General features: G+C 41.7%; 29 protein-coding genes. 10 read left to right on the forward strand and 19 right to left on the reverse strand.

All coding sequences use genetic code 11. From position 1 onward, the window contains the following. Window positions 1-18: 18 nt before the first annotated feature. Entirely contained in the window at window positions 19-474 is a 456-nt protein-coding gene (locus AB5I83_RS21335) for a pyridoxamine 5'-phosphate oxidase family protein (RefSeq protein ID WP_448978389.1), read from the reverse strand. A gap of 156 nt (window positions 475-630) precedes the next feature. Between AB5I83_RS21335 and AB5I83_RS21340 the strand changes: the two genes are divergently transcribed. Beyond that, window positions 631-831 carry a YlaI family protein gene (locus AB5I83_RS21340; protein ID WP_448978391.1) on the forward strand — a complete coding sequence of 67 codons (201 nt, stop codon included), beginning with the start codon at window positions 631-633 and terminating at the stop codon, window positions 829-831. Window positions 832-1,172: 341 nt separating this feature from the next. Here the strand turns inward: AB5I83_RS21340 and AB5I83_RS21345 are convergent, their stop codons facing one another. From AB5I83_RS21345 to typA, 3 genes are read right to left on the reverse strand one after another with little or no spacing between them, the layout of a single operon-like run. Continuing rightward, complete coding sequence (locus AB5I83_RS21345; protein ID WP_448978392.1) at window positions 1,173-1,466, reverse strand: hypothetical protein; 294 nt, start codon at window positions 1,464-1,466, stop codon at window positions 1,173-1,175. Between the two features lie 11 nt (window positions 1,467-1,477). After that, window positions 1,478-1,792 carry a YlaH-like family protein gene (locus AB5I83_RS21350; protein WP_167831874.1) on the reverse strand — a complete coding sequence of 105 codons (315 nt, stop codon included), beginning with the start codon at window positions 1,790-1,792 and terminating at the stop codon, window positions 1,478-1,480. Window positions 1,793-1,811: 19 nt separating this feature from the next. Next, window positions 1,812-3,647: a translational GTPase TypA gene (gene typA / locus AB5I83_RS21355; protein ID WP_167831875.1), complete on the reverse strand. Its 1,836-nt coding sequence runs from the start codon at window positions 3,645-3,647 to the stop codon at window positions 1,812-1,814. Between the two features lie 154 nt (window positions 3,648-3,801). Here typA and AB5I83_RS21360 point away from each other — a divergent pair, with 154 nt between their 5' ends. Continuing rightward, entirely contained in the window at window positions 3,802-3,987 is a 186-nt protein-coding gene (locus tag AB5I83_RS21360) for a YlaF family protein (RefSeq protein WP_226644146.1), read from the forward strand. A gap of 34 nt (window positions 3,988-4,021) precedes the next feature. Here AB5I83_RS21360 and AB5I83_RS21365 read toward each other — a convergent pair whose 3' ends face one another. The 3 genes from AB5I83_RS21365 to AB5I83_RS21375 all read right to left on the reverse strand — a co-directional run bounded on the left by AB5I83_RS21365 (window position 4,022) and on the right by AB5I83_RS21375 (window position 5,766). Beyond that, window positions 4,022-4,297 (reverse strand): hypothetical protein, encoded by a 276-nt coding sequence (locus AB5I83_RS21365; RefSeq protein ID WP_448978433.1) that lies wholly within the window; start codon window positions 4,295-4,297, stop codon window positions 4,022-4,024. 179 nt (window positions 4,298-4,476) lie between these two features. Next, window positions 4,477-5,280, reverse strand: a complete 804-nt coding sequence (locus AB5I83_RS21370; RefSeq protein ID WP_448978395.1) for an inositol monophosphatase family protein — start codon at window positions 5,278-5,280, stop codon at window positions 4,477-4,479. 291 nt (window positions 5,281-5,571) lie between these two features. Further along, window positions 5,572-5,766: a hypothetical protein gene (locus AB5I83_RS21375; RefSeq protein ID WP_448978397.1), complete on the reverse strand. Its 195-nt coding sequence runs from the start codon at window positions 5,764-5,766 to the stop codon at window positions 5,572-5,574. A gap of 170 nt (window positions 5,767-5,936) precedes the next feature. Here AB5I83_RS21375 and AB5I83_RS21380 point away from each other — a divergent pair, with 170 nt between their 5' ends. Then, a complete protein-coding gene (locus tag AB5I83_RS21380; RefSeq protein WP_448978399.1) occupies window positions 5,937-6,557 on the forward strand; it encodes a YktB family protein in 621 nt (206 codons plus the stop codon). Between the two features lie 115 nt (window positions 6,558-6,672). Here the strand turns inward: AB5I83_RS21380 and AB5I83_RS21385 are convergent, their stop codons facing one another. Further along, a complete protein-coding gene (locus tag AB5I83_RS21385) occupies window positions 6,673-6,963 on the reverse strand; it encodes a UPF0223 family protein (protein ID WP_226087293.1) in 291 nt (96 codons plus the stop codon). Between the two features lie 111 nt (window positions 6,964-7,074). Further along, the gene (locus tag AB5I83_RS21390) at window positions 7,075-8,034 is read right to left on the reverse strand and encodes an NAD(P)H-dependent flavin oxidoreductase (protein WP_448978401.1); all 960 of its coding nucleotides are present in this window, start codon (window positions 8,032-8,034) and stop codon (window positions 7,075-7,077) included. A 221-nt stretch (window positions 8,035-8,255) separates the two neighbouring features. On the opposite strand from AB5I83_RS21390, the gene AB5I83_RS21395 reads away from it, so the two are divergent. Next, entirely contained in the window at window positions 8,256-9,725 is a 1,470-nt protein-coding gene (locus AB5I83_RS21395; RefSeq protein ID WP_448978403.1) for an aminotransferase class I/II-fold pyridoxal phosphate-dependent enzyme, read from the forward strand. 80 nt (window positions 9,726-9,805) lie between these two features. Here AB5I83_RS21395 and AB5I83_RS21400 read toward each other — a convergent pair whose 3' ends face one another. Both AB5I83_RS21400 and AB5I83_RS21405 read right to left on the reverse strand, forming a co-directional pair. After that, the gene (locus AB5I83_RS21400) at window positions 9,806-9,928 is read right to left on the reverse strand and encodes a GapA-binding peptide SR1P (protein ID WP_023615067.1); all 123 of its coding nucleotides are present in this window, start codon (window positions 9,926-9,928) and stop codon (window positions 9,806-9,808) included. Window positions 9,929-10,170: 242 nt separating this feature from the next. Beyond that, entirely contained in the window at window positions 10,171-10,470 is a 300-nt protein-coding gene (locus AB5I83_RS21405) for a DUF3055 domain-containing protein (RefSeq protein WP_041966361.1), read from the reverse strand. 159 nt (window positions 10,471-10,629) lie between these two features. On the opposite strand from AB5I83_RS21405, the gene AB5I83_RS21410 reads away from it, so the two are divergent. Further along, on the forward strand, window positions 10,630-11,064 hold the full coding sequence (locus AB5I83_RS21410; protein WP_448978406.1) for a DUF1885 family protein: 435 nt from the start codon (window positions 10,630-10,632) through the stop codon (window positions 11,062-11,064). Window positions 11,065-11,155: 91 nt separating this feature from the next. Here AB5I83_RS21410 and AB5I83_RS21415 read toward each other — a convergent pair whose 3' ends face one another. Further along, window positions 11,156-12,028, reverse strand: coding sequence for a polysaccharide deacetylase family protein (locus AB5I83_RS21415; RefSeq protein ID WP_448978408.1), 873 nt, complete (start codon window positions 12,026-12,028; stop codon window positions 11,156-11,158). Between the two features lie 534 nt (window positions 12,029-12,562). Here AB5I83_RS21415 and AB5I83_RS21420 point away from each other — a divergent pair. Further along, entirely contained in the window at window positions 12,563-12,940 is a 378-nt protein-coding gene (locus AB5I83_RS21420; RefSeq protein WP_448978410.1) for a small peptidoglycan-associated lipoprotein, read from the forward strand. Between the two features lie 138 nt (window positions 12,941-13,078). Here the strand turns inward: AB5I83_RS21420 and lpdA are convergent, their stop codons facing one another. The 5 genes from lpdA to AB5I83_RS21445 all read right to left on the reverse strand — a co-directional run bounded on the left by lpdA (window position 13,079) and on the right by AB5I83_RS21445 (window position 19,267). Beyond that, window positions 13,079-14,488 (reverse strand): dihydrolipoyl dehydrogenase, encoded by a 1,410-nt coding sequence (gene lpdA, locus AB5I83_RS21425; RefSeq protein WP_448978412.1) that lies wholly within the window; start codon window positions 14,486-14,488, stop codon window positions 13,079-13,081. A 3-nt stretch (window positions 14,489-14,491) separates the two neighbouring features. After that, window positions 14,492-15,859, reverse strand: a complete 1,368-nt coding sequence (locus AB5I83_RS21430) for a dihydrolipoamide acetyltransferase family protein (protein WP_448978413.1) — start codon at window positions 15,857-15,859, stop codon at window positions 14,492-14,494. A 48-nt stretch (window positions 15,860-15,907) separates the two neighbouring features. Then, a complete protein-coding gene (locus AB5I83_RS21435) occupies window positions 15,908-16,885 on the reverse strand; it encodes an alpha-ketoacid dehydrogenase subunit beta (protein ID WP_448978415.1) in 978 nt (325 codons plus the stop codon). 3 nt (window positions 16,886-16,888) lie between these two features. Next, complete coding sequence (pdhA, locus tag AB5I83_RS21440; protein ID WP_167831890.1) at window positions 16,889-18,004, reverse strand: pyruvate dehydrogenase (acetyl-transferring) E1 component subunit alpha; 1,116 nt, start codon at window positions 18,002-18,004, stop codon at window positions 16,889-16,891. Between the two features lie 591 nt (window positions 18,005-18,595). Further along, on the reverse strand, window positions 18,596-19,267 hold the full coding sequence (locus AB5I83_RS21445) for a YkyA family protein (RefSeq protein ID WP_448978418.1): 672 nt from the start codon (window positions 19,265-19,267) through the stop codon (window positions 18,596-18,598). 246 nt (window positions 19,268-19,513) lie between these two features. Between AB5I83_RS21445 and AB5I83_RS21450 the strand changes: the two genes are divergently transcribed. After that, window positions 19,514-19,639, forward strand: coding sequence for a YjcZ family sporulation protein (locus tag AB5I83_RS21450; protein WP_167831891.1), 126 nt, complete (start codon window positions 19,514-19,516; stop codon window positions 19,637-19,639). Between the two features lie 444 nt (window positions 19,640-20,083). Beyond that, a complete protein-coding gene (gene def, locus AB5I83_RS21455; protein ID WP_448978420.1) occupies window positions 20,084-20,638 on the forward strand; it encodes a peptide deformylase in 555 nt (184 codons plus the stop codon). A 108-nt stretch (window positions 20,639-20,746) separates the two neighbouring features. Here def and AB5I83_RS21460 read toward each other — a convergent pair whose 3' ends face one another. Further along, window positions 20,747-21,517: a Cof-type HAD-IIB family hydrolase gene (locus AB5I83_RS21460; RefSeq protein ID WP_448978422.1), complete on the reverse strand. Its 771-nt coding sequence runs from the start codon at window positions 21,515-21,517 to the stop codon at window positions 20,747-20,749. A 702-nt stretch (window positions 21,518-22,219) separates the two neighbouring features. On the opposite strand from AB5I83_RS21460, the gene AB5I83_RS21465 reads away from it, so the two are divergent. Together AB5I83_RS21465 and rnjA are read left to right on the forward strand one after the other, a co-directional pair. Next, complete coding sequence (locus tag AB5I83_RS21465; protein WP_102262041.1) at window positions 22,220-22,432, forward strand: DNA-dependent RNA polymerase subunit epsilon; 213 nt, start codon at window positions 22,220-22,222, stop codon at window positions 22,430-22,432. Window positions 22,433-22,435: 3 nt separating this feature from the next. Next, on the forward strand, window positions 22,436-24,103 hold the full coding sequence (rnjA, locus tag AB5I83_RS21470) for a ribonuclease J1 (protein ID WP_448978424.1): 1,668 nt from the start codon (window positions 22,436-22,438) through the stop codon (window positions 24,101-24,103). Window positions 24,104-24,192: 89 nt separating this feature from the next. On the opposite strand, the gene AB5I83_RS21475 is transcribed toward rnjA, so the two are convergent. Next, on the reverse strand, window positions 24,193-25,146 hold the full coding sequence (locus tag AB5I83_RS21475) for a DUF4349 domain-containing protein (protein WP_448978426.1): 954 nt from the start codon (window positions 25,144-25,146) through the stop codon (window positions 24,193-24,195). Window positions 25,147-25,271: the final 125 nt, after the last annotated feature.

Genomic DNA, 25,271 nt, shown 5'->3' on the forward strand with positions numbered 1-25,271 from the left:
AAAAGCTTAGTCGATTGACTAAGCTTTTCTCATTGCATCCATCACCTGCTTATCAAGGCGCGCTGCTGCATCTTTATCATATGTCTTGTCGTATTGAGGTTCAGCGACGATTTTTGACCCATAGAACATAACATCCCTTACTTCGCCGACCTTGATTTCAACTAATGCCAGCTTCAACGGTACACCTTCAAGTTTTTCCTGCTTGACGCTCGCTGTCCCGCTGATGGAATATGTAGATTCATTTGCGATCAGGTTGATTACCGCTTTGTCATTGCTCTTGATATTCTCGATGATTCGAGAACGGTTATCTACCGCAAAGTAAACAGTATCCTCATCTTTGGCCAGCACCCATGAAATTGCACTGACATTCGGTCCGCCGGTTTCGTGGTCCACTGTTGCCAAGGTAACAAAACGCTCTTTCTGTAGTTCATCAAACAATGGTTTGATCAGTTTAGGTTCTACTTGATTTGCCATATTCACCCTCCTTACACTATCATAATAGTACTACGAACCCTTTAAGCAGGGCAAATCAAATGATTTTCCCTGTTCGTCCTGGAAACCATGATATACTATAATATAATCCAATCTCAACTAGGCTATGTATGATAATTATTGATAAGAGGTGTAACAATGAGAGTCAAATGTGTACTGTGCGACAAAATCGAAAATATTAACAGCGATACCCTTCAGGCTAAGCGGCTAAGGAACCGGCCGATCCATACATATATGTGTGAACCATGCAATGAACGAATTGCCAATAAAACAAACAACCGAATCGCCACAGGGAACTTTAAGCTATACCGTTCACGTGTGAAGAAGGAAGATTGGTGATTGTTTAACCAACTATGAGTATCGGAATCGGACAACTAAGCTTTATAAGGGTACGGTTCTTGGCGAATCGTATCCTTATGCAAGCTTTCCCTCCTATATAAGGGGCCCGTTCCTCACGATAGACACCCTTATGCATCCCTTTCACTCTCTATAAGGGTCCCGTTTCTCGCCATAGACACCCTTATGCACCCCTTTCACTCTCTATAAGGGTTCCGTTCCTCGCGATAGATATCCTTATGCATCCCTTTCACTCACTATAAGGATTCCGTTCAAGTATTCCCTCCTTTGTATTACCATGCTATATCACAAAAAAATCCGCCCATTCCTGGGCGGATTTTTCACTATTCTTCTTCTGGGTAATTCACGTATTTGTCTGGTTCTTGCGTGATTTGGTCAAGCATGACTTCAATCAGGTCACGAGGGAATCGGTATTCTTTTGAATCGCCTTCCTGAACGACTGTGACATAATACATTAATGCGTCTCGTTTTAATTCTTTTGATTCAACATTGTGTTCGTCAGCAAGGATTTGCTCGAACAGTTCTGTTGTATCTTTTGCAGCTGTATCTTCTGGCCGAGCGTCGCTGACGATTTTGATGGTCAGCCAATTATAAATTGCATCCTGGAGTGATTTCATTTCCCCAACTCCTATTTGACATTCGCTTCTGCTTTTTTATGCTGGCGCAGCCTGAGCTTGTAAATGATCAGGATAAGCGCTGCGACCACAAGTCCTTCCGTTATGGGAAGGAAAATAGCAAGGAAGGTCAGGACTGTAGAGCCAAGTAACAGAAACACGTAGATGACGATACTCTTGAACAATGGCAGCTTCTGTGCGAATCCAAGTTTATATACAAGGATGCTGAGAGCGGCAATTGTAAGGTAAAGCATCCACATACCAACTGTCGGATTTTCATCTACCCTGAATAATGCTGCAAAAAATGATAACCTCTGGCTTACATCCATACTTCTTCCCCCTACTTAATTAAGCTTCAGCGTATTTTTTCTTTTTCGCCTGTCTTTCACGCTCATTCTTATCGAGAATCTTTTTACGGAGTCTGATTGATTCTGGAGTAACTTCGCAATACTCATCCTCATTCAAGTATTCCAAAGATTCTTCAAGAGTCATGATTCTTGGCTTCTTGATGACCGATGTCTGGTCTTTGTTTGCAGAACGAATATTCGTTGCTGCCTTCACCTTCGTGATATTGACAGTGATGTCATTTTCACGAGTGTGCTCGCCGACAATCATTCCTTCATAAATTTCAGTACCTGGTTCAACGAAAATCGTTCCACGGTCTTCTACCTGCATGATACCATAAGTAGATGCCTTTCCGGATTCCATTGATACGAGAACACCCTGGCGGCGTCCGCCTACCTGGCCCTGAAGCATCGGCTGATAGCTGTCGAATGTATGGTTTATGATACCATATCCGCGAGTCAATGTTAAAAATTCTGTTGTGTATCCAATAAGTCCACGTGCCGGTACATTGAAAATCAAGCGAACCTGGCCGCTTCCATTGTTAATCATATCAAGCATTTCGCCTTTACGTGCACCGATCGATTCCATGATTGATCCTGTGTGTTCTTCAGGAACATCGATTTGAACGCGTTCAACTGGTTCAGATCTTACTCCATCGATTTCCCTTACGATAACTTCAGGTTTTGACACTTGAAGCTCGTAGCCTTCACGGCGCATGTTTTCGATCAGAATTGACAAGTGCAGTTCTCCACGGCCAGAAACAATCCACTCATCCGGAGAATCTGTGTTGTCAACTCTAAGACTAACATCGGTTTGCAGCTGCGCGCGAAGTCTTTCTTCGATTTTCCTTGCAGTCAGGTATTTACCCTCACGGCCTGCGAATGGGCTGTTATTGACAAGGAAAGTCATCTGTAATGTCGGCTCATCAATACGTAAAACCGGCAGCGGATCCTGCTGGTCGAATGGACATACAGTTTCACCAACATTGATGTCTTCCATTCCGGATAGAGCAATTAGGTCTCCTGCATGAGCTTCTTGTACTTCCTGACGCTTCAAACCGAAGAAACCAAAGATCTTAGTTACACGGAATTGTTTTACCGAACCGTCAAGCTTCATCAGTGCTACCTGCTGGCCTACTTTCATCGTTCCGCGGAATACACGGCCAATACCGATTCTTCCCACATAGTCATTGTAGTCAAGAAGGGCAACCTGGAATTGAAGAGGCTCTTCACGGTTATCAACAGGAGCAGGGATATGGTCAACGATTGACTCATACAATGCCTGCATGTTTTCATCCTGCTTTTCAGGGTCCATGCTTGCTGTTCCATTGATTGCGGATGCATAAACAACTGGGAACTCAAGCTGATCCTCGTCTGCGCCAAGTTCGATGAACAAGTCAAGGACTTCATCTACAACTTCAGCAGGACGAGCAAAATCACGGTCAATCTTGTTCACGACCACGATTGGTGTCAAATGCTGTTCAAGTGCCTTTTTCAAAACAAAGCGTGTTTGCGGCATGCAGCCTTCATAAGCATCGACAACAAGCAAGACGCCGTCAACCATTTTCATGATACGCTCAACTTCGCCGCCAAAATCAGCGTGCCCAGGAGTATCAAGAATGTTAATGCGAGTATCCTTATAAGAAATCGCTGTATTTTTCGCGAGGATGGTAATTCCTCGTTCTCTTTCCAAATCATTTGAATCCATTGCGCGCTCTTCCACATGCTCATTGATACGGAATGTACCTGATTGCTTCAGTAGCTGGTCGACCAATGTCGTTTTACCGTGGTCAACGTGGGCAATGATCGCAATATTTCTAATATCTTCTCTTAATTTCAAAAAAGTCACCCTGCCTTTAATATCGTAATTTATCTATTGGCTTTTTACACAACTTACATATTATAACACAATAAGAGTAGAAACCTAAAAGCATTTTAATGTACAATTAAATATATTATTTATTTGCACCAAATGTCGAATGGAGGGAATCACCTTGAAGCAGATAAAATGGCCATTATTATTTTTCGCATTTGCAGCCGCTTCATGCATGATCGGTATTGGAATCGCAATCGGGGAAAGAAGCATCGTGGGTACTTTGGCATGTATCGTCGCCCTGATTTTCGTTATGGGATTCGGCTTTAAGAAGAAAAAGAAGATGAGAGAAGCAGGAGAACTTTAAATTGAATAATAAAACCGGCTGGATTCCCAACCGGTTATTCAAGAGGGCGGACCATTATCAAAAATGTTTCGCCCTTGTTTTCTTCTGTTTTGAATTGTTCAAACCCGCAATCTGTTAGGAAGTTGGCCCACTCATATTCATCGATGGGGACAGCGGCAAAGATCGCCCGGTTTCCATTCATCATAGACTCCTCTGCAAGCTGGTTCATGATTTCAGAGGCGATTCTCCGTCGTCTTTCCTCTGCCTTAACCAATATCGTGCCAAGCCACGGTTTCTGGTTGGAAGGAGCCGACTTAAGGTGATATGACATTGCCACAGGGGTTCCTGCCTTTTCCCAAATCCTCCATTGACCAGAAAACGCTTCATATTCTTCCAAATACTTTTCTAAGGACAAGCTCCCCAATTCGTTTTTTCTCCATTTTGGACTAGAGGATACTAATTCCCGAAAAAACGCTAACTCTCTATTATCAAATCGCCGATAAGTTAAAATTACCATTCTCCATCCTTAAGATAATTTTTCAGGATTTCTTTATGAAGGCCTGGCTTTGATACAAACAGAGAGCTCTGCTGAAGCAAATCGAGTTCGCTCCCCCTAAGATCTGTGGCTTCTCCACCAAGTTCCTTGATCATGATGATACCGGCGGCAATGTCCCATGGGGCAAGCCTTGGCGTCAAATAAGCATCTATTCTGCCCGTTGCGACATACACCATCTCCATGGCCGCAGAACCATAGGAACGTGTTCCCCTCACATCCTTTACAAGGGGGATGAGCAATTCGTGATTGATTCGTTTATTAGGTGCAACCCAGGTAGCATTGAGAGCGATGATTGCTTCATTGACCTTGGCTTCAGTTAGTTTAGGTATCGATTTTTCGTTTAAATGAACTCCATTCCCTTTTATACAGTGATAGAGTTCATCATGGACCACATCATAAATCAGTCCGATCATTCCTTCACCATCAATATAAATACCAATGGAAATGGCGAAATTCCGCTGCTGATGAACAAAATTCATGGTTCCATCAATCGGGTCTATGATCCACACGACTCCTGATAAGGATTTCACTTCGTCTCCGTACCCTTCCTCGCCCATGATGCGATGGTCAGGGTAGGTACTTTTGATCTTTTCAATAAAATATTGCTCTGTCCCTTTATCAATATCTGTCACCAGATCATTTGGATTTGATTTTGATGTAACATTTAAGGTTTTAGGAAATGAAGCCCTGATATTTTCGCCAGCTTCTTTGACCCAGCTCTTAGCGTATGTATCGATTTCTTTCAGATTATATTCCATTCAGCTTTCCCCCGTTCATATATTTTTACGATCATTCAAGCTTTTGGAATCTATTTTAGCTTATCGGATTATGCTTATCATCATCAAGTAATAGGATTCCCCCTGGCAACTATATAACATGCAAAATACCCAGGATATACACCACGATTTATTCCTATTGCCCAATTTCGGCATCCATTACAATAAGAAACGAACCCCATCAGCTGTATAGGAGTTCGTCAGGTTTCTCGTTTGCTGCAGTTTTTCAGTTCAATCATCCTATCTGATTCGCTTCTTTCACAGAGCATTGTACTACAGAGCTTTTAAGCGTAGTAATTCTTGTCGAATTCGTTCAAGTTTCTGTTTACATTCTTTCATTTTCAGTTTATCAGATTCTGACATTGCATCAAAAAGAGTGGCTAATTCATAATCCATTTCCAAACGCAGTACAGCAGTTCTTTGGAGCTCACCATTTCTTTTCCTTGTTGAATTTATAAGTTGTTTCATTCATTTACACTCCTCTATTAATTTTCTGTTTTTTTATTTATTGTATGAATCTCCAATCGGCTATGGTACAAATATGTGCGTATACCCATGGTTCTCGGAAAATGCCTGTCGCTTCTATTTTTATAAAGATTTTGCTACAATATTTGACAAAGTAGTAGGAGGTTTTTATATTGTCATTTTCAGGTTTTGAACAAGCAGATTTCGATGTTTTTAAAATAGACGGCCTTGATGAACGAATGGATGCTTTAAAGTCTCAGATTCGACCTAAACTGGAAGAACTCGGCCAGCACTTCGCACCAACCCTCTCAAACATTGCCGGCGATGAGATGCATTACCATGTTGCCAAACATGCCAGGAGGACGAAGAATCCGCCTAAGGATACTTGGGTGGCGTTTGCCAGCAATCCAAGAGGCTATAAGATGCTGCCCCATTTCCAGATTGGTTTGTGGGAGACCCATGTCTTTATCTGGTTTGCAGTCATTTACGAAGCACCTGATAAGGAAAACATCGGTAAAAAACTGGAAGAGAACATCAATTCCATCTACACCAGCACACCTAAGGATTTCTATTGGTCAATCGATCATATGAAACCAGAAGCCACTCTTCACAGTAAACTTTCGAAGGAAGAACTTCTTTCCATGTTCAAGCGACTTCAAACTGTGAAAAAAGCTGAAATCCTTTGCGGTCTGAACATCCCTCGAGAGGAAGCCGTCAAGTTAAACAGTGATGAAATGCTTTCGAAAATTGAGTTTGTATTTAAAGAAACATTACCCCTATATAGATTGGCATAAACCATGAAATGAGTAGGCGACTGCCCATTTCCGACAAGAGTCTCAAGGAGATGCGAGTCAGTTTTGACAAAAAGAAAGAGCCCATTTTGCACGGGCTCTTTCTTTGTTCATTCTATTATCTTTTTGGCCTTTTCGGAACGACTTTAATCTTTTCACCGCTTCCGGTTTGTTTGATTTCTTTTACTGCCTGGTAAGGGACATAACCACTAACTTCTTCGAATTCATTGAAGAGAGTTTTTTCCTGAGCTTTTCCCGGGACGACTTCTTTAAATCGTCTGTACGCCTGAAGCAGCAAGTCACGGTCAATTCCTTTTTCATAAGCTTTTTCGATGCATTCGTAAAAATGGATGACATCGACAATTTCATCAGTCGACCAGGTATAGTCAATCGGATATTGGTATTCCACTTTATTTCACCTGCTTTTTATGCTGTCTGAGGGATCAGCCTTTTCCGGTTATCCCTTTTCTGTTAATCGATTGTATCGTTATTTATCAGGCAGCGCAAGCAAAGCATAGTGTTACTTGCTCCAGACTGTTCTGATTTCCTCAGCCTCGTCAATAATCCTGGCAAATAACTGAGCTACTGTAGGAGAGTCTTTAATTAATCCCATCACCTGGCCAGCCCAGCCAAAGCCATGTTCATCATTACCATCATAGATATACTTTCGGTTTGCAGTCCCACTTATCAATTCTTTTAGATCTTCATAGCCTCCCCCTTGCTTCTCGATTTCAAGAATTCTATCAGTCAATGGGTTGGCAATCGCTCTTGCTGGCATACCCAATGTTCTTTTTATGACAGTCGTATCGTTTTCACTGCCGTCCACCAGCTTTTGCTTGTACAGTTCATTCGCATGAACGCACTCTTTTGTCGCAATGAAACGGGTCCCCATTTCAATCCCATGGGCCCCCAGGCTTAATGCTGCCATCAAGCCACGGCCATCTCCAATGCCACCAGAAGCAATGACTGGTATCTTGACTGCATCGACAACTGCAGGTATTAGCACCATCGTGCCTATGTCACTTTTCCCCAGATGGCCGCCTCCTTCCTGTCCGACAACCATAACTGCGTCTGCTCCCAGCTCTTCTGCTTTTTGGGCTTGCCTCTTCGCTGCCACCAAAACCAATTTTTTAATTGAAGTTCCTTTTAGCTGATCAAAGATAGGTGCCGGATTGCCACCTGTCATTGAAATGACGGGAACATCTTCTTCAATCGCTACATCCAGGTAATGCGAAAATGGCCTTCCATGCTGGCCGATGGCAAAATTAACACCAAATGGCTTATCAGTCAGTTTCCTTACTTTATGTATCTCCGTTCTCAGTGCATCAGGGTCAGGGAGTGACATCGCCGTGATCTGACCTAGTCCTCCTGCGTTCGATACCGCAGCAGCAAGCTCAGAATATGCAAGATACGCGAGTCCTCCCTGGATAATAGGGTATTGTATACCTAATAGGGTCGTAACATCTGTTTTCCAGTTCATATTCCCTCTCCTTCACATGCTTGTATCTTTAATACTTCTATTACAGAAGCCATATTTCCTGTTTTCTTGAAGCAGGATTGTCGTTTTTCTGGTTATTTTGAAATTCTTTGCAAACACCCTGATTAGTGCTATAATGCATTTGTTTTATTTTTTTAAAAAAGGAACTATAATCATAACCTATAAAAAGGGAATCCAATACGTTAAAGAGGTGTGATCATCAATTGTCACAAAACGAAACACCACTATTCACTAGCCTGTTGAAGCACGCAGAAAAGAACCCAATCCAATTTCATATACCTGGACATAAGAAAGGCAGCGGAATCGATCCTGAGTTCCGAGAGTTCATTGGCGATAATGCCCTCTCAATTGACTTGATCAATATCGGTCCGCTCGACGATCTCCATTCACCTAAAGGAATAATCAAGCAGGCCCAGGAGTTGGCGGCTGATGCTTTCGGTGCGGACCATACTTTCTTTTCAGTTCAGGGGACAAGCGGTGCCATCATGACTATGATCATGACTGTCTGCGGACCTGGGGATAAAATCATCGTTCCACGGAACGTGCACAAATCAATCATGTCCGCAATTGTTTTTTCCGGTGCCATCCCTATTTTCATCCATCCGGAGATTGACAAAAAACTAGGTATTTCCCACGGTATATCAACCGATGCTGTTGAAAAAGCACTTGAGCAGCACCCTGACGCGAAAGGTCTGCTGGTCATTAATCCAACGTATTTTGGTTTTGCAGCTGACCTAAAGAAAATCGTTGAGATCGCCCATTCATATGACGTTCCGGTATTAGTGGATGAAGCTCACGGTGTCCATATCCATTTCCATGAGGACCTCCCGCTTTCAGCCATGCAAGCTGGAGCCGATATGGCAGCCACCAGCGTTCATAAACTTGGCGGATCAATGACTCAAAGCTCCATACTCAATGTAAAAGAAGGCCTTGTTTCAGCCAAACGCGTCCAATCGATCATCAGCATGCTGACGACCACTTCTACCTCATATCTGTTGCTCGCTTCATTGGATACGGCGAGGAGAAGGCTTGCAATTGAAGGAAGGGACATCATCGACAGGACCATCAAGCTGGCACAATGGATTCGTGGACAGGTAAATGAGATCGAATATCTCTACTGTCCTGGTGAAGACCTGCTTGGAACTAATGCCACCTTTGATTTTGACCCGACAAAAGTACTCATCAGCATCAAGGATCTTAATATTACAGGTTATGAAGTCGAGCAATGGCTTCGCGAAAAATACAATATCGAAGTGGAACTCTCTGATTTGTACAATATCCTGTGTATCATCACACCAGGTGACACCCAAAAGGAAGCAGAAATACTTGTTCAGGCATTACGTGAACTTTCAAGTGAATTCCACCATTTAGCCGAAAAGGTCCATGCCGAAGTCATGCTTCCTGATATACCTTTGCTGGCATTGACACCTAGAGATGCATTTTATGCGGATACAGAGGTTATTCCTGTTGAGGAATCAGAAGGACGGATCATTGCAGAGTTCGTCATGGTTTATCCGCCTGGAATTCCAATTTTCATTCCAGGAGAAATCATCACACAAGAAAACCTTGTATATATCAAAACAAATATGGAAGCCGGCCTTCCAGTACAAGGACCAGAGGATGATGAGCTTAAATCATTCAGGGTAATCAAGGAACATAAAGCAATACGATAACATCAAGCCAGTCAAGACGAAACGCTGTAAAAAGAATAGACAAAAAAGGGCATGCAGCAGGCATGCCCTTTTATCTATTCTTATCTTTCCTCTGCTCCTTCATGATCGCAGCAGTTGCACTTTTTTGAATATAAAACCGTTACTTTCTCATCTTCGAAATGGTCAATTGTAGCATTGCAAGTTTGACAAACGATTGTGCCCATCTTTTCAAACTCCTTTTCGTTTTGAATTTTGAAAGCGCTTCATCAATTTCTAATTATATAATAATATAACACTATTAAGATTTCAAGCCTAAACTGTATAACACTTTTATTTTTTTGTATGGTAATTTTTATTATATGTACCCATTATATATGTTCATAAAACAATTAGTATGACACTATTCACCTGAATTTCAGTATAAAAAACTAAAAACAGGCCTCTGTTGGCCTGCTCTCGTCTCCGCTTATTCGTACTGAGTCTGGAATGGCGCTGTTGGCAATTCTTCATTGAAAAATAATGCAAGGTCCTCAGCCTGCCGGACTTCAGTAATATGGAATGCTTTCTGCAAATATTCTACGTCTTCAATGTCCTTAGGGTCGAGGAGTGCTGAACGCCCCGTCTGCATGCAAACTACAAGTGGTTTCCCGAAAAACATATTGGTATATACGATTCCAAAGTCATAACGAGTATCATAAGTAGTGAACCCCACAAACCTGACGTGAACCTTTTCGTGCTCATCATAAAGCTTATCGAATAGTTCCATATGCCTCCTCCTTTTTAATTAAATATTTAGAATATTATTATAATTTATTTTTGACAAAAAGGCAAGTGCCTTAAAAGCTAAAAAGCTTTTATTCTATTGTCAACGCTTTTTCAGGAGTGATAAAATGAGGAAGAATAGATAGGAAAAGGGGATTGGACGATGTCTAGTAATGCTTATATCAAACTTGTTCCATCATCATCTCAGCAAGCCATTTCCACAGAAGAATTAAAGAATTTATTTATTTACTATAAGGAAATTACCGCTAAAACTGGCGACCAGGTTGATTGGAATTATGAAAATTCCGCATTTCCTTATGATTTGAAGGAAAAAGAAGATGGCAAAGGCAAATGGTTCTACCTGGAATCATCACAGGACCGTTATAATGCGATTCTGATTGGTGTTGACACAGAGGCTGTTGTCGAGGAAGACGGGACCGAACGCGAGCAATCATACATACAAATAACCCTGCCGCCGACAGCAACTGCAGGTGACAAGGGAAAAGCAAATGAATTCAGCAAATTCATCGGTAAAAAACTTCAAGGTGAGCTTCATTTATTCAATGGTAGAGTCATGTATTTCTATCCTCGAAAATAATGAATGATCCTTCTCGTACAATTGCATGATTCCGAATAAAAGTTGAGATTTAATGAAATAGACTATTCTATTTAGACATAAGAAACGGCTGCTACTGGGCAGCCGTTTCTTTATTCGCTGGAGTTTCAATGAGTTCAGGGTCAACGATTTTATATCCTTTGTCTTGCAGGCCTTTTACGATATCGCCTAGCGCTGCGCTCGTCCAATCGCGGTCATGCATCAGCAAATTCGCCCCATTCCGAAGCAATGGTGTATTTACCATAATATCCGCAAGAGCGTCCTTTGATTGATAATCCTTTTCCCAATCATATCCATAGGTCCAGTTCATCAAAAGCATTTTTTCATCTGCAGCCAGTTGCTTGCTATAGTCCGTATTCATTCCGAACGGAGCCCTGAAAAATTGCGGCCTTTCGCCAATGAGTTCTTCCACTCTGTCATTCAAATCAACAATCTCTTTCCTTTGCTGTTCTTCTGTTAAGTCTCTTAATGATTTATGATTGTATGTATGATTCCCAATCGGAAAGCCCATTTGATGAATCTGTTTCAGGACCTCGCCCTCTTCCGGAGTATCAAGGAAGTGTCCATTCACAAAAAAGATGGCTTTTACATTCAATCCCTTTAACGTTTTGGCCATTTCAAGAGCATTTTTGTCAGGTGCATCATCTATTGTCAATAGAACGACTTTTTCATCAGGGTTGGAAATGTTTTGGATGGAAAAATCGCCTTTCATTGTGTACTGCGGTGATGCCTGTACCACTTCTTCGCTCTTTGCCTCTTCTTCAGGTGATTCTTTTGTTACCTCCTCAACTTCTGTTTCTGTCTTCATTTCTGAAGCTTTTCCCTCTTCCTTGACTGTCTTTTGTTTTTCTTGAATATTGCCTGTTGTCTTCTGTGATTCTTGCGTGTCCCCGCATCCTGCTAAAGTAATCGCAGCTGCAATTGCTAATGCTAGAGTTTTTTTCACGTCTTTCCCCTCCTGCTGTGTAATGACAAGGCTGATGGCTTATATGATTAGGTTCTCGGTATTTCAGGAAATTCAAATGGAAGAAATAAAAGACATTGTCATATGAATCGATGCATAAATAACAAGGCTCAATAGGGTTATGAAAAAGGTCTTCCTCGTCGATTTCATTATTTGATTGCCTATGATTATGGCTAAATAGAAAAATACAAAGAACATAATACCATTATAAATTGGATGATCGTGTTTGGATAGCCATTCGATTAAGGTAAATCCACTCCAGATCATGAATTGAAGCAGCAATACTGCATACACCTTCAAACTCTCCACCACCATGTCTAAATTATCTTTTTCCCTAGTCGCGATAGGATAAACATTCATCTCTTTTTACTAGTATATGTCTGGATGAAGAGGATATTTTTCAATTATGTAACAAATCAATAACATTCCATTCTTTTGGAAATTGCTGTGATAGAATATGGACAAACAGTTACAAGTGGTGAAAAATCATTCCGAAAAAAAGTGAGGCAAAGATAAATGAAAAGTTTGTCTTTTGTTTTTGTCGCAACATTCCTATTTCTTACGGCATCATGCAACCCGGTCAATAATTCAGATCAATTGGAGTTTAATGGAGATATAAAACAAGTCGTTTTCTTTTCTGATGATGAAAACTATAAACACGAAGCTTCCTATTATGACGCAATTATAGAATTGAAAAAGGAATACCCTGCCGCATTTGATGATATTGTTGTCATTCCCGCAGCGAACGCGAATAAATATTATGACCTTTTTAAAGTAAAGCAGTTTCCTGCCATCTTAATTGTCCACCAGGACGAGGTCATCGCTAACGTGAATGGCCATGTCACAAAGGACCAGATTATCGAACCATTATCAGCCGTACTGAATAATGAATAAAAAAATCCTTTCCGATTACGGAAAGGATTTTTTTGTTTCGAATCAGAAAGAGCTTTTCAATTTGAGAATTGTCCAGCTCCTGCCCCTAACCCCTCGAGACGCTTGTCGGGGCTGATCAAAACGCATACGCTTTTCATATTATTTAACAATATGAATTGGATTTCCTAACGCTACTTCTGCAGCTTCCATTGTAATCTCACCAAGAGTTGGGTGAGCGTGGATTGTCATTGCTAGGTCTTCAGCAGTCATGCCTGCTTCAATTGCAAGACCAAGCTCTGCGATCATGTCAGAAGCATTCGGTCCAGCGATTTGTGCACCGATGACAATATCGTCTTCCTTACGTGTGATCAGCTTCAGGAAGCCGTCTGTCTGGTTAAGCGATAGCGCACGGCCATTTGCAGCAAATGGGAATTTAGCTGCTGTAATATCGATGCCAGCATCTTTCGCTTCCTTTTCAGAATAGCCAACTGATGCTAGTTCTGGATCAGAGAATACGACTGCCGGAATAGCTAGGTAGTCGATTTCTGAAGGATGTCCAGCAATAGCTTCGGCAGCAATTTTACCTTCGTAAGAAGCTTTATGTGCTAGTGGCGGTCCTTCGACAATGTCACCAATTGCGTAGATATTGCTTACATTTGTGCGGCACTGTTTGTCGATTTTGATGACGCCACGGTCAGACATCTCGATGCCAACCTGCTCAAGGCCAAGTTCGTCAGTGTTAGGCTTTCTTCCTACCATGACAAACACATAATCTGCTTCAATTTTCTTTTCTTCTCCGTTTGCTTCGTATGAAACCGTTACGCCATTGTCCGTTTCTTCAACACCTTTAGCAAGGGCCTTAGTAATAATCTCGGCACCCTTCTTCTTCAGGTTGCGTTTGACAAGAGCTGACATTTGCTTTTCAAAACCATTAAGGATTTCGTCCGCTCCTTCAAGGATTGTTACCTTAGTTCCAAAGCTAGCGTATGCTCCGCCCAGCTCAGTTCCAATATAGCCTCCGCCAATAACGACGATGCTTTCTGGAAGTTCCTGAAGGTTAAGTGCTCCTGTAGAATCAAGTACACGCTTTGAGTACTTGAATGCAGGAATCTCGATTGGACGAGATCCAGTTGCGATGATGGCATTTTTGAAAGTATATGTCTGTGCTGAATTTTCATCCATCACACGAATCGTATTAGAATCAACGAAATAGGCTTCGCCGCTTACGATATCGATTTTGTTGCCTTTCAACAAGCCTTCAACACCGCCAGTAAGTTTCTTGACTACTCCAGCCTTGAACTCCTGAACTTTAGAGAAATCAAGCGTTACGTTGTCAGCTTTGATACCCATATCTTCAGAATGCAAAGCATTTTCGTATCTATGGCCTGCAGAAATCAAAGCTTTTGAAGGAATACATCCTACATTCAGGCACACTCCGCCAAGTGTTGCTTTTTCTACGATTGTTACTTTTTGGCCAAGCTGGGCAGCGCGAATCGCTGCCACATATCCGCCAGGGCCGGCACCAATGACAAGAGTATCAGTTTCGATTGGAAAATCTCCTACTACCATTTATTACCCCTCCATTAACAATAGTTCTGGATCGTTCAACAGGCGCTTGATGTGATTTAAAGCGTGCTGTGCTGTAGCGCCGTCAATCATGCGATGATCGAAGCTTAGGGAAAGCGCTAGTACAGGAGCAGCGACGATTTCTCCATCCTTGACTACAGGCTTTTCAGCAATGCGGCCGATTCCAAGGATTGCAACTTCTGGATGGTTGATGACTGGAGTGAACCATTGTCCGCCAGCAGAACCGATATTCGTGATTGTGCAAGAAGCGCCTTTCATTTCATCTGGGGCTAACTTGCCATCACGAGCTTTTCCAGCTAGTTCATTAATTTCATTAGAAATTGAGAATACAGATTTGCGGTCAGCGTCTTTTACGACTGGAACAAGCAAGCCTTTATCTGTATCTGCTGCAATACCAATATTATAGTAGTGCTTGTGAACGATTTCGCTTGTTGCATCATCTAATGATGTGTTCAATGCTGGATATTCACGCAATGCGCTTGTTAATGCCTTTACCACATAAGGAAGGAATGTAAGCTTAATTCCTTTCTCTGCAGCAACTTCCTTGAACTTCTTACGGTGTGCAACAAGCTTCGCTACATCCACTTCGTCCATTAAAGTAACGTGTGGAGCTGTATGCTTGGAGTTAACCATAGCCTTAGCAATTGCTTTTCTGATTCCGCTCATTTTTTCGCGTGTCTCAGGGTATTGTCCTTCTGGAATTGCCTGTGCCGCAGCAGCTTTTGGTGCCTCTTCAGCTTGAGGTGCAGGAGCTTGGTCTGCCTGTGTTGCAGCTGCTGGTGCTCCTCCACTTAGGAAGCTTTCAATATCTGCCTTCACGATGCGGCCATTTTTTCCTGACCCAGGAACCTGGCGGATATCTACGCCTTTTTCACGCGCATATTTACGGACAGATGGCATCGCAACGATACGGCGGTTAGGGTCAACCTCTGCTTGTGGGGCAGCTGCTGCGCCAGCACCAGTCGAGCCCTCTGCAGCAGGAGCCTCTGCAGCTTCCTTCTCAACTTTTTGTCCTGACTCTAATGTAGATTGAACCTGCGCTTCAGTCTTTTCTTGTTTAGGCTGCTCAGCTGGTGCATCTTCCTCTTCACCTTTAAATTTAAGGTGCTCGTAGCCTGGAGCATCAAACGTGACAAGTACCTGTCCTACTGTCGCTACTGTTCCTTCATCTACTAATACTTCTTCGACTGTACCAGCAACTGGCGAAGGAATTTCTACTACTGCTTTGTCATTCTGCACTTCGCAAAGTACGTCGTCTTCCTGAACTTTATCGCCAGGTTTTACGAACCACTTGACTATTTCACCTTCGTGAATACCTTCACCGATGTCTGGCAGCTTAAATTGGAATGCCAATGGAATTCACCCTCCTAGTTTTTCAACCTTAATAATTTCAGTGTTTATTTAGAATGTAAGTACTTTTTTAGCTGTCTGAATTACATCTTTGTAATTAGGAAGCCATACTGATTCTGCTTGAGAGAATGCGAATACAGTATCAGGAGCTGCTACACGCAAGACTGGTGCCTCAAGGCTAAGGATTGCACGGTCGTTGATTTCTGCAACAATCTGTCCAGCCATACCAGCTTGTTTTTGAGCTTCCTGTACCACAATCGCTCTTCCTGTTTTTTCAACAGAAGCGATGATCGTTTCAATATCAAATGGCATTACTGTTCTTAAGTCGATTACTTCTACAGAGTATCCTTCTTTTTCAAGCTCTTCAGCTGCCTTTAGTGATTCGTGGACCATTGCACCATAAGTGATGATTGACAGGTCTTTACCTTCACGCTTGACATCTGCTTTTCCTAGTGGAATTGTGTATTCTTCTTCAGGTACTTCCTGACGGAAAGAGCGGTACAGCTTCATGTGCTCAAGGAAAATGACTGGATCATTATCACGGATTGACGAGATCAACAATCCTTTTGCGTCATAAGGAGTTGAAGGAATAACGACTTTTAGGCCAGGCTGTTGTGCAACCATTCCTTCAAGGCTGTCAGCGTGCATCTCTGGAGTATGTACGCCTCCCCCGAATGGTGAGCGAATTGTTACTGGTGAGCTATAGCGGCCGCCTGAACGGTAACGCATACGAGCCATTTGTCCTGCAATGGAATCCATAACTTCGAAGACAAAGCCGAAGAATTGGATTTCAGGAACTGGACGGTAACCTTGCAGCGCAAGACCGATTGCCAATCCGCCGATACCGGATTCTGCTAGTGGTGTATCGAATACACGGTCTTCACCGAATTCATTCTGCAGGCCTTCAGTCGCACGGAATACTCCGCCGTTTACGCCAACGTCTTCCCCGAATACTAGTACGTTTGGATCGTTCTTCATTTCAACGCGAAGAGCGTCTGTAATTGCTTGAATCATTGTCATTTGAGCCATGGCTTACTTCGACTCCTTCTCTTTATATATTTCATACTGTTCTTTTAAGTAGTCAGGCATTTCTTCATACATGATTTCCATAAGGTCAGTTACTTTTTGCTTTGGAGTATCATCCGCTTCTTTGATAGCGTTCTTGATTTCTTCCTTAGCTCTTTCAATTGTTTCGTTTTCCATCTCTTCAGTCCACAGATTTTTCTTCTCTAGGAACTTACGGAAACGAACTAATGGATCTTTCTTTTCCCACTCATTGTCCAGGTCAGCTGTACGGTAACGAGTTGGGTCATCACCAGCCATTGTATGTGGACCATAACGGTAAGTCATTGTTTCGATCAATGTAGGGCCTTCGCCGTTAACTGCGCGCTTGCGTGCTTCAAGAGTGACAGCGTAAACGGCAAGTGGATCCATTCCGTCTACCTGGATACCAGGGATACCAGCTGCAACAGCCTTTTGAGCGATTGTTTCTGCAGCAGTCTGCTTTTCAACTGGAGTTGAAATCGCGAAACGGTTATTTTGAACGAAGAAGATTGCTGGAGCTTTGTAAGCACCCGCAAAGTTGATACCTTCGTAGAAATCACCCTGTGATGATCCGCCATCACCTGTGTAAGTTACGGCAACTGCTTTTGTTCCGCGCTTTTTCATACCAAGAGCAACACCAGCTGCCTGGATGTATTGCGCACCTATGATGATTTGTGGAGAAATGACATTTACACCTTCAGGAATTTGATTACCCTTGAAGTGTCCGCGTGAGAATAGGAAAGCTTGTGTTAGCGGAAGTCCATGCCAAATCATTTGTGGAACATCACGGTATCCTGGAAGAATGAAATCTTCTTTTTCAAGTGCGAATTGTGATGCAAGCTGGGAAGCTTCTTGTCCTGCAGTAGGAGCATAGAACCCTAGACGCCCCTGGCGGTTCAATGAAATGGAACGCTGGTCCAAAATCCTTGTATAAACCATACGCTTCATTAATTCTTGTAATTGCTCATCTGAAAGCTCAGGCATTGCCGATTCATTTACGACTTCGCCCTCTTCATTCAAAATCTGGAACATCTCGAATTGACTTTCAATCTTTTCGAGTTGCTTCATTGCATCAACAGTGTTGTTTTTTGTTTTAGATGCCATCAGAGCCACCTCTTCCTTTCATTACTTCATGAATTTTAAATTGAATATACAAAAATAGGTTACCCAATATCAGGATAAACTTCCCCGGGTTTCTAAATACCTGTCAGAGCTGAATTGTTTTTTCTTGGCCTTTCACTAATGGGTCAGAAGGTTTTTCAACAAAAACTTTGTTTGACCACTATATGAACACACCATTATTTAGTTTTCCACAGATTCACCATATAAAAACTTTTATTTCTTCATTCTTGCTTAAGAAATGCTGTATCAATGAAAAATAAAAAAAGAGTAATACAATCCGCTCATTCGTTTTTTAGTTTACATCACGTTTTTTTGTCCGTCAAATACTATGTTTCATCTTTTTAAATTTTATTCACTATATTTATGTTATTATCTCAAAAAAGCATCTGTATTACTCGATATATATTACTGTACTATAATAAATTACTTTTAGTTCAAACTGTATTAGTGCTGTTGGACAAGCTGGAAATGGGCAAACAATCCAGTTTTACAGCTGAGATTGAATTATTCAGTAAACGCAATGGCTAAAAAAGCAATCAAAAAGCCGCTTTGGTTAAAAGCGGCTTTCCTTTATCATTCTTTTTCGGAACTTACTTCAATTCCAGCATTTTTGTAAAAATCCATTTTCTCTTTATTATACTGGTCAGTCTTATCATTGAATTCTTGATTGTTATTTAAGACCGTCTCATACACTTCATTCACTTTATTGATTTGTTCTTCGAGTTTTTCAAAGCTTAATTCTTTATCTTTGAGCATTTCATAAAGCTCTTTGTCATATTGAAGGCCTTGTTTGTAGTTCTTATAAAGCTTCTCATGGATTGCATATCTTTCCTTCATAGTCGCCTGCAGTTCAGTTGCCTGCTTCTTCAGGTCAGCCTCTTCAATCTCATCTATGATTCCATCGACATTCCCAAATTCTTTTTCAGATTCTTCTATACTTTCTTTTTCCTTCTCAATATGTTCATCACGTTTGTCAGCTATAGCCAATGCCTCATCTGCCAGCTTGACAATTTGATCGTATTCTTTCATTCCTAATGAAATGATCTGCTCGTAAATTTCTTTTTCTTTCTTTTCCAGCTCTACAAGAGGATCCTGCTGGTCTTCAAACCCTTTTTCGATTGAAACAACCTTCTCGAGTGCTTCAAACATTTTTTCCTCCGGTGATTGCTTGTCCAGACACCCTGCTAGACTGAAAATTCCAGCCATCATAATAATAGCTAAACTTATTTTTTTGAATATGGACAAATTAATAACCTCCTCATTGATACCAATTTTACTATAGCGATTACGACGAGATTTGACAATAGATATGAAATTTTGCAGGTAAAATGCTAGGAGTTGAAGTGGCAAATGCTTGTCCTCCCCCTATATATATACATACCTCCGGCTGTTTATGCTTTAGGCTTGAGCCTATACCTTAATTTTTCTTTTGCATAGGCTATAGCAATCGACCGATTTACGGGCGAAAAACACATTTGAGGAGGTTTCCTGATGTACGGATACGGATATGGTTGCGGTTATCCTGTTGCAGGAGCAGGCTATGGCAATGGATTCGCTTTGATTGTCGTGTTGTTCATCCTTCTGATCATTGTTGGCTGCGCCTGCTGGAAGTTTTAATCAGAAATGCGCAAGCGCCTTGGTCAGCCCCGACTAGCGTTGGAGGACCTGACAGTGAAGTCGCCCTTTGACTTCATTGGCTGGACCGAACTCGAAAAGCGCAGGCGACTGTCCAACTCCGACAAGCGCTGGAGGGCCTGACAGTGAAGTCGCTCTTTGACTTCATTGGCAGGACCGAAGCGTCTCGAGGAGTTAGGAGCCGCAGCTAGTCAAACGACTCGAGCTGCTCAAAGCTAACGCTTCTCGCAAGATATTCGAGGAAGAGCTAGCAGGGATGAAAAACTGGCTAGGCGCTGGAGCTGGACACCAATCTAAGGGTTTTACAAGCTCCCTAATAAAATTTAAAAGAGGGAGGTTGCACACCTCTCTCTTTTGAATTTTTCTAGTTAACTTTTTAGTGGGCATTTGTTAGACTAACATTATTACATACTAGAGGTGAAGTTTATGTTGACGATGAATGATATCGTCCGTGATGGTCATCCCGTGCTCCGGAAAGTCGCGGAAGAAGTTCCTATGCCCCCTTCTCAGGAAGATAAGGCAGTGTTTGCAAGCCTAATTGAATATGTTAAGAACAGCCAGGACCCTGAAATTGCTCAAAAACATGGACTTCGACCTGGTATCGGCCTTGCAGCTCCACAAATAAATGTATCGAAAAGAATGATAGCGGTTCATGTTACCGATGAAAAGGATAACTTGATCAGCTATGCCCTTTTTAACCCGAAAATCATCAGTCATTCGGTGGAGCGTTCCTACCTTGCAGCCGGTGAAGGATGCCTATCTGTTGATGAGTCCATTCCTGGGTATGTGCCAAGATACGCAAGGGTGACAGTTAAAGGGGTTGACCTTGAAGGAAAAGAAGTCAAACTGCGCCTAAAAGGGCTGCCTGCGATTGTATTCCAGCATGAAATTGACCATCTGAATGGCATCATGTTTTACGATCATATTAACAAACAAGATCCATATGCTGATGTTCCTGATGCAAAACCAGTGGAAAGATAAGGTGCATACTACGTATTTTAAACTCACAAAAAGCCGAATCCTTAACGATTCGGCTTTTTACTTTCCCATAATGGTATTTGGCATCTTGACAGTTTCTCTAGAAAAAATCTAAATCAATTTCAGTTCTTTCAATCCGTGCCAGATTCCGTCGTCATCTACATCCTTCGTAACCATATTCGCTAGTTCTTTCAACTCAGGAACGGCATTACCCATGGCCACGCCATTTGCGACTGTCTTCAGCATTTCAAGGTCATTCAGTCCATCTCCAAAAGCATAGACATCTTCAGGCTTGAAACCTAATCGGTCAACCATCTTTTTAATTCCTTCCGCTTTTGACCCTCCCGCAGGAAGGATATCGACAGAATAAGGATGCCATCTAATCAAAGTGAATTCAGGATAAGCTTCACGGTAATATTCTTCTTGTCCTTCCTCACAGAACAATAAAGTTTGATAGAGGTCGCGGTCTACATAAAAACGGTCATCATGTTCCGGATGGGCAAATTTAAGCCCCCCGAGGCTTGTCTCGATGTAGTCATGCTGCTTCACTGATGATTTCATCGTCATATGATTCATGAAAACGACTGGATGGCCCTTATCAGCTGCTTCCAAATAAAGTTCTTCTATCTTTCCATTGTTTAAAGGGTTCTCATAAATCGGCTCCCCTTCAAAGACAACATATTGTCCGTTAAAGCTTACAAAAGAGTCAATATCCAGCTCTTTTCTCAAGTATTCGAACATAAATGGAGCTCTCCCCGTTGCAATAGCAACGAAAACCCCATTTTCTTTTAATTTCTCAATGGCCTCTTTTGTAGAGGCTGGCAGGTTTTTATCATGGTCCAATAGTGTGCCATCGATATCAAAAAATACGATTTTGCTCATGATCTTCTCCTTTGATGCTAATATTGAAAGCATGCTACATCATTTGTAGGCTAGTTCATACACTTAGTTCTTCCCCACAAAGCAACTGAATGTACGAAAGCCTATTTAAAATTATTATGTAAATGGGTAGTCTATCAAATTCACATGTGCGTGTACAGAAATAAGAAATCAAAATCTGTGTCTAAACAATGACAATTTATGTCATTCCATCAATAACCATGAAAAAATTTGCTATTTCATCATATAATATAAACAAAAAGATAGGATTTTGAAAAATAATCTTTGCTAAACTTTTCCTTGTTTACTTTACTTTGGACAAGGATAGTTTAAAATAGGAATTAAGGAGATGATCCACTATGTTAAAGAAGCTAAGAAAGAAGCTTTTAAAACAGTGGAAAGATTTGCTTCGAAAAAAAACAATCGCTTAACTTTTTGAGCCCTTCAAACTTGCGAAGGGCTCCTTCCTTATTGTAAATTGGTTAATAGCGGAAAACATGGCACGATTGATAATAACAATGGTAACATTGTTAATTTTTATATATGGCTAAATTCGTTTATTGTTTTGACAGAGTTATGCTTTACCTGCAAATTAGTACGTCTGCCTTTTGTATATCCCAGGTCGGGAATTGCGTAATCTGCAAAATGTTTCATCGAAAATTGCCTATACAATAGAAAAAGTTAATTTAAGGAGAGAGATTTTTCATGATTTTTAAAGTTTACTTCCAGGAATCCAACAAGCAAGTACCAGTTCGCGAAAAAACACAAACGATTTATGTAAAAGGTGACTCTGAAAGAGATGTACGGACAAAAATAGCTGATCGCCAATATAATATTGAATATGTCGAGGCAGTTGAGGGTAATTATTTTGAGTACGAAAAACAAAAAGAAGACTTTGAAGTATTGGAGATCGAATAATTTATGAAATTTGTTAAAAATGACCAAACGGCCGTTTTTGCGCTTGGTGGTTTAGGCGAAATCGGTAAAAACACATACGGGGTGCAGTTCCAGGATGAAATCATCTTGATTGATGCCGGAATCAAATTCCCAGAGGATGAATTACTTGGGATCGATTACGTTATTCCTGACTATTCATACCTTGTTAAAAATGAAGATAAAATCAAAGGACTATTCATTACACATGGCCATGAAGACCATATAGGCGGCATCCCCTATTTGCTGAGGGAAATCAACGTCCCCATTTATGGCGGGAAGCTTGCGTTAGGCTTGATCAAAAACAAGCTAGAAGAGCATGGTCTATTGCGAAAGGCGAAACTAATCGAAATCAAGGAAGACGACATCATCAAATTCCGCAAAACTTCGGTCACTTTCTTCAGGACAACACACAGTATTCCTGATTCATATGGTGTCGTTGTGAAAACGCCTCCTGGGCAAATCGTCCACACGGGTGATTTCAAGTTTGATTTCACACCAGTTGGTGAACCTGCTAACCTGACTAAAATGGCTGAAATCGGCAAAGAGGGCGTCCTCTGCTTACTATCTGACAGCACGAATGCGGAAGTACCGCACTTCACAATGTCTGAACGCCGTGTTGGCGATAGCATTCATGATATTTTTCGAAAAGTGGATGGACGGATCATTTTCGCTACTTTCGCTTCCAATATTCATCGCTTGCAGCAGGTTGTCGAAGCTGCAGTTGCAAATGGAAGAAAAGTCGCTGTTTTTGGCCGAAGCATGGAATCAGCAATCAATATCGGACAAGAACTAGGGTATATTACTGCGCCGAAGGATACATTCATTGAAGCTCAGCAAATTAACAGACTTCCTGCCAACCAGGTGACAATCCTTTGTACTGGAAGCCAGGGCGAGCCAATGGCTGCATTATCAAGAATCGCGAACGGAACGCATCGTCAAATCCAGATTCAGCCTGGCGATACAGTAGTGTTTTCGTCTTCTCCGATCCCAGGTAACACAATCAGCGTCAACAGGACAATCAACATGCTATCCCGTGCCGGTGCTGATGTCATCCACGGTTCATTAAATGACATCCATACTTCCGGACACGGTGGTCAGGAAGAGCAGAAATTAATGCTTCGCTTGATCAAACCAAAATACTTCATGCCAATCCATGGTGAGTACCGTATGCAGAAAATGCACACAAAACTAGCTACCGATTGTGGAGTGCCTGAAGAAAACTGTTTCATCATGGATAACGGCGAAGTCCTTGCTCTTGGCGACAATGAAGTAGGTGTTGCCGGTAAAATCCCTTCCGGAAATGTATATATTGATGGAAGTGGTGTTGGCGACATCGGGAACATTGTTCTTCGCGACCGACGAATCCTTTCCGAGGAAGGCCTTGTCGTCGTCGTCGTAAGCATCAATATGAAGGAATTTAAGATTGCTGCGGGTCCTGACTTGATTTCGCGCGGATTTGTCTATATGAGAGAATCTGGCGACCTGATCAACGATGCACAAAGCCTGATCAATAAGCACTTAAATAAAGTAATGGAAAGAAAAACAACTCAGTGGTCAGAAATTAAAAACGAAATCACTGATACACTTGCACCTTTCCTTTATGAAAAAACCAAACGCCGCCCAATGATCCTGCCGATCATTATGGAGGTTTAATAGAAAAGCCGTTGCGATCGTGTCGCAACGGCTTTTATTTGCTATCTAATGGCTCTTTATTGTCCCCTCAATAGCCAGCACCTTTTTTCTTAGCTATTGGAATCCACATTATTATTTTGCCCTCGAGAAGCTTTTTTTCTTAAAAAATATATGCCTCCAGCCACTACTGCTCCTACTATTAAGAGGATTGGAAAGTTTCCAATTAGGAATACAATGATCCATGAGCCAGCTGCCAGCAAGATATTGATATTATCTGCGAACTGCTTTTTGATTTTCTGCCAGGTGTTCAGGCTGTCATTTTCTATTTTTGGAACAGTCACTTCATTTTCTTGCAGGGTAATGGTCACAGTTGAAAGTGCAGTCTGGTTTTCCAGAAATTTCTTCCTGCCTGCGATTTGTTCAATCTGTTCCTGAACATCTGCCAGGTCAGATGAAATTTTCAAAAGATCCTCGGTTTTCTGTGCCTGCTGCATGAAGTCCAGCAGCCTTGCTTCTACTGCCTTCTTCGATTTCAGACGTGATTCAAGGTCTACATACTCCTCCGTAACGTCCTGACCGCTTACAGCGCGATGATTAACCTGAACAGATAAACCCTCAGCATCATTCAAGAAGGCATTAAAATGCTCCTGAGGAATCCTGAACGTCATCGTACCGCTTTGCTGTTCTCCATCAAACCGATTGGAATCAGACTGTACAATATACCCCTTATAGGCTTTTGCTTTCTGCTCAAGTATATTACGTGCTTTTTCAAAGTTCTCCACTCTGATATCCATTTCAGCATTATAGATGACCATCCGCTGGTCAGCACTATCATTGGCCTCATGGTCGGCCTTTTGCTCTGCTTTTGATTTTTCTCCAGCAACGGCGTTATCCTCTTCACTTTCTGAAAAAGCAATGTCATCACTTGCATTTTCCATGTCAGCAGAAGAATTCATATCACCTTCAGAACTCATTTTGCTACTATCATCCTGTGACATGCCCCCGCTGCATCCTGCAAGCAAAAGTACAAACAGAATAACCATAAAACCAATTTTTTTTAACAATGAAAAGGCCCCCTTAAAGCACGTCTATTTATCAATATGACGGTAAATCTGTTAAAAAGTTACAGAATGACGAGAAATCGATTTTTCGTCAGATACAAAAAAAAGCCTTCACAAAGAAGGCTTTC

The sequence above is a fragment of the Mesobacillus sp. LC4 genome, from assembly GCF_053543455.1.

Excerpts from the sequence above, each read along its gene's own strand:
- AB5I83_RS21335 (WP_448978389.1), bottom strand. The coding sequence starts at position 474 with ATGGCAAATCAAGTAGAACCTAAACTGATCAAACCATTGTTTGATGAA.
- def (WP_448978420.1), top strand. The coding sequence starts at position 20,084 with ATGTTGACGATGAATGATATCGTCCGTGATGGTCATCCCGTGCTCCGG.
- AB5I83_RS21460 (WP_448978422.1), bottom strand. The coding sequence starts at position 21,517 with ATGAGCAAAATCGTATTTTTTGATATCGATGGCACACTATTGGACCAT.
- AB5I83_RS21400 (WP_023615067.1), bottom strand. The coding sequence starts at position 9,928 with ATGGGCACAATCGTTTGTCAAACTTGCAATGCTACAATTGACCATTTC.
- AB5I83_RS21365 (WP_448978433.1), bottom strand. The coding sequence starts at position 4,297 with ATGTCATATCACCTTAAGTCGGCTCCTTCCAACCAGAAACCGTGGCTT.
- AB5I83_RS21420 (WP_448978410.1), top strand. The coding sequence starts at position 12,563 with ATGAAAAGTTTGTCTTTTGTTTTTGTCGCAACATTCCTATTTCTTACG.
- AB5I83_RS21450 (WP_167831891.1), top strand. The coding sequence starts at position 19,514 with ATGTACGGATACGGATATGGTTGCGGTTATCCTGTTGCAGGAGCAGGC.
- AB5I83_RS21435 (WP_448978415.1), bottom strand. The coding sequence starts at position 16,885 with ATGGCTCAAATGACAATGATTCAAGCAATTACAGACGCTCTTCGCGTT.
- pdhA (WP_167831890.1), bottom strand. The coding sequence starts at position 18,004 with ATGGCATCTAAAACAAAAAACAACACTGTTGATGCAATGAAGCAACTC.
- AB5I83_RS21340 (WP_448978391.1), top strand. The coding sequence starts at position 631 with ATGAGAGTCAAATGTGTACTGTGCGACAAAATCGAAAATATTAACAGC.
- AB5I83_RS21345 (WP_448978392.1), bottom strand. The coding sequence starts at position 1,466 with ATGAAATCACTCCAGGATGCAATTTATAATTGGCTGACCATCAAAATC.
- AB5I83_RS21350 (WP_167831874.1), bottom strand. The coding sequence starts at position 1,792 with ATGGATGTAAGCCAGAGGTTATCATTTTTTGCAGCATTATTCAGGGTA.
- AB5I83_RS21375 (WP_448978397.1), bottom strand. The coding sequence starts at position 5,766 with ATGAAACAACTTATAAATTCAACAAGGAAAAGAAATGGTGAGCTCCAA.
- AB5I83_RS21390 (WP_448978401.1), bottom strand. The coding sequence starts at position 8,034 with ATGAACTGGAAAACAGATGTTACGACCCTATTAGGTATACAATACCCT.
- AB5I83_RS21410 (WP_448978406.1), top strand. The coding sequence starts at position 10,630 with ATGTCTAGTAATGCTTATATCAAACTTGTTCCATCATCATCTCAGCAA.
- lpdA (WP_448978412.1), bottom strand. The coding sequence starts at position 14,488 with ATGGTAGTAGGAGATTTTCCAATCGAAACTGATACTCTTGTCATTGGT.
- AB5I83_RS21370 (WP_448978395.1), bottom strand. The coding sequence starts at position 5,280 with ATGGAATATAATCTGAAAGAAATCGATACATACGCTAAGAGCTGGGTC.
- AB5I83_RS21405 (WP_041966361.1), bottom strand. The coding sequence starts at position 10,470 with ATGGAACTATTCGATAAGCTTTATGATGAGCACGAAAAGGTTCACGTC.
- AB5I83_RS21465 (WP_102262041.1), top strand. The coding sequence starts at position 22,220 with ATGATTTTTAAAGTTTACTTCCAGGAATCCAACAAGCAAGTACCAGTT.
- rnjA (WP_448978424.1), top strand. The coding sequence starts at position 22,436 with ATGAAATTTGTTAAAAATGACCAAACGGCCGTTTTTGCGCTTGGTGGT.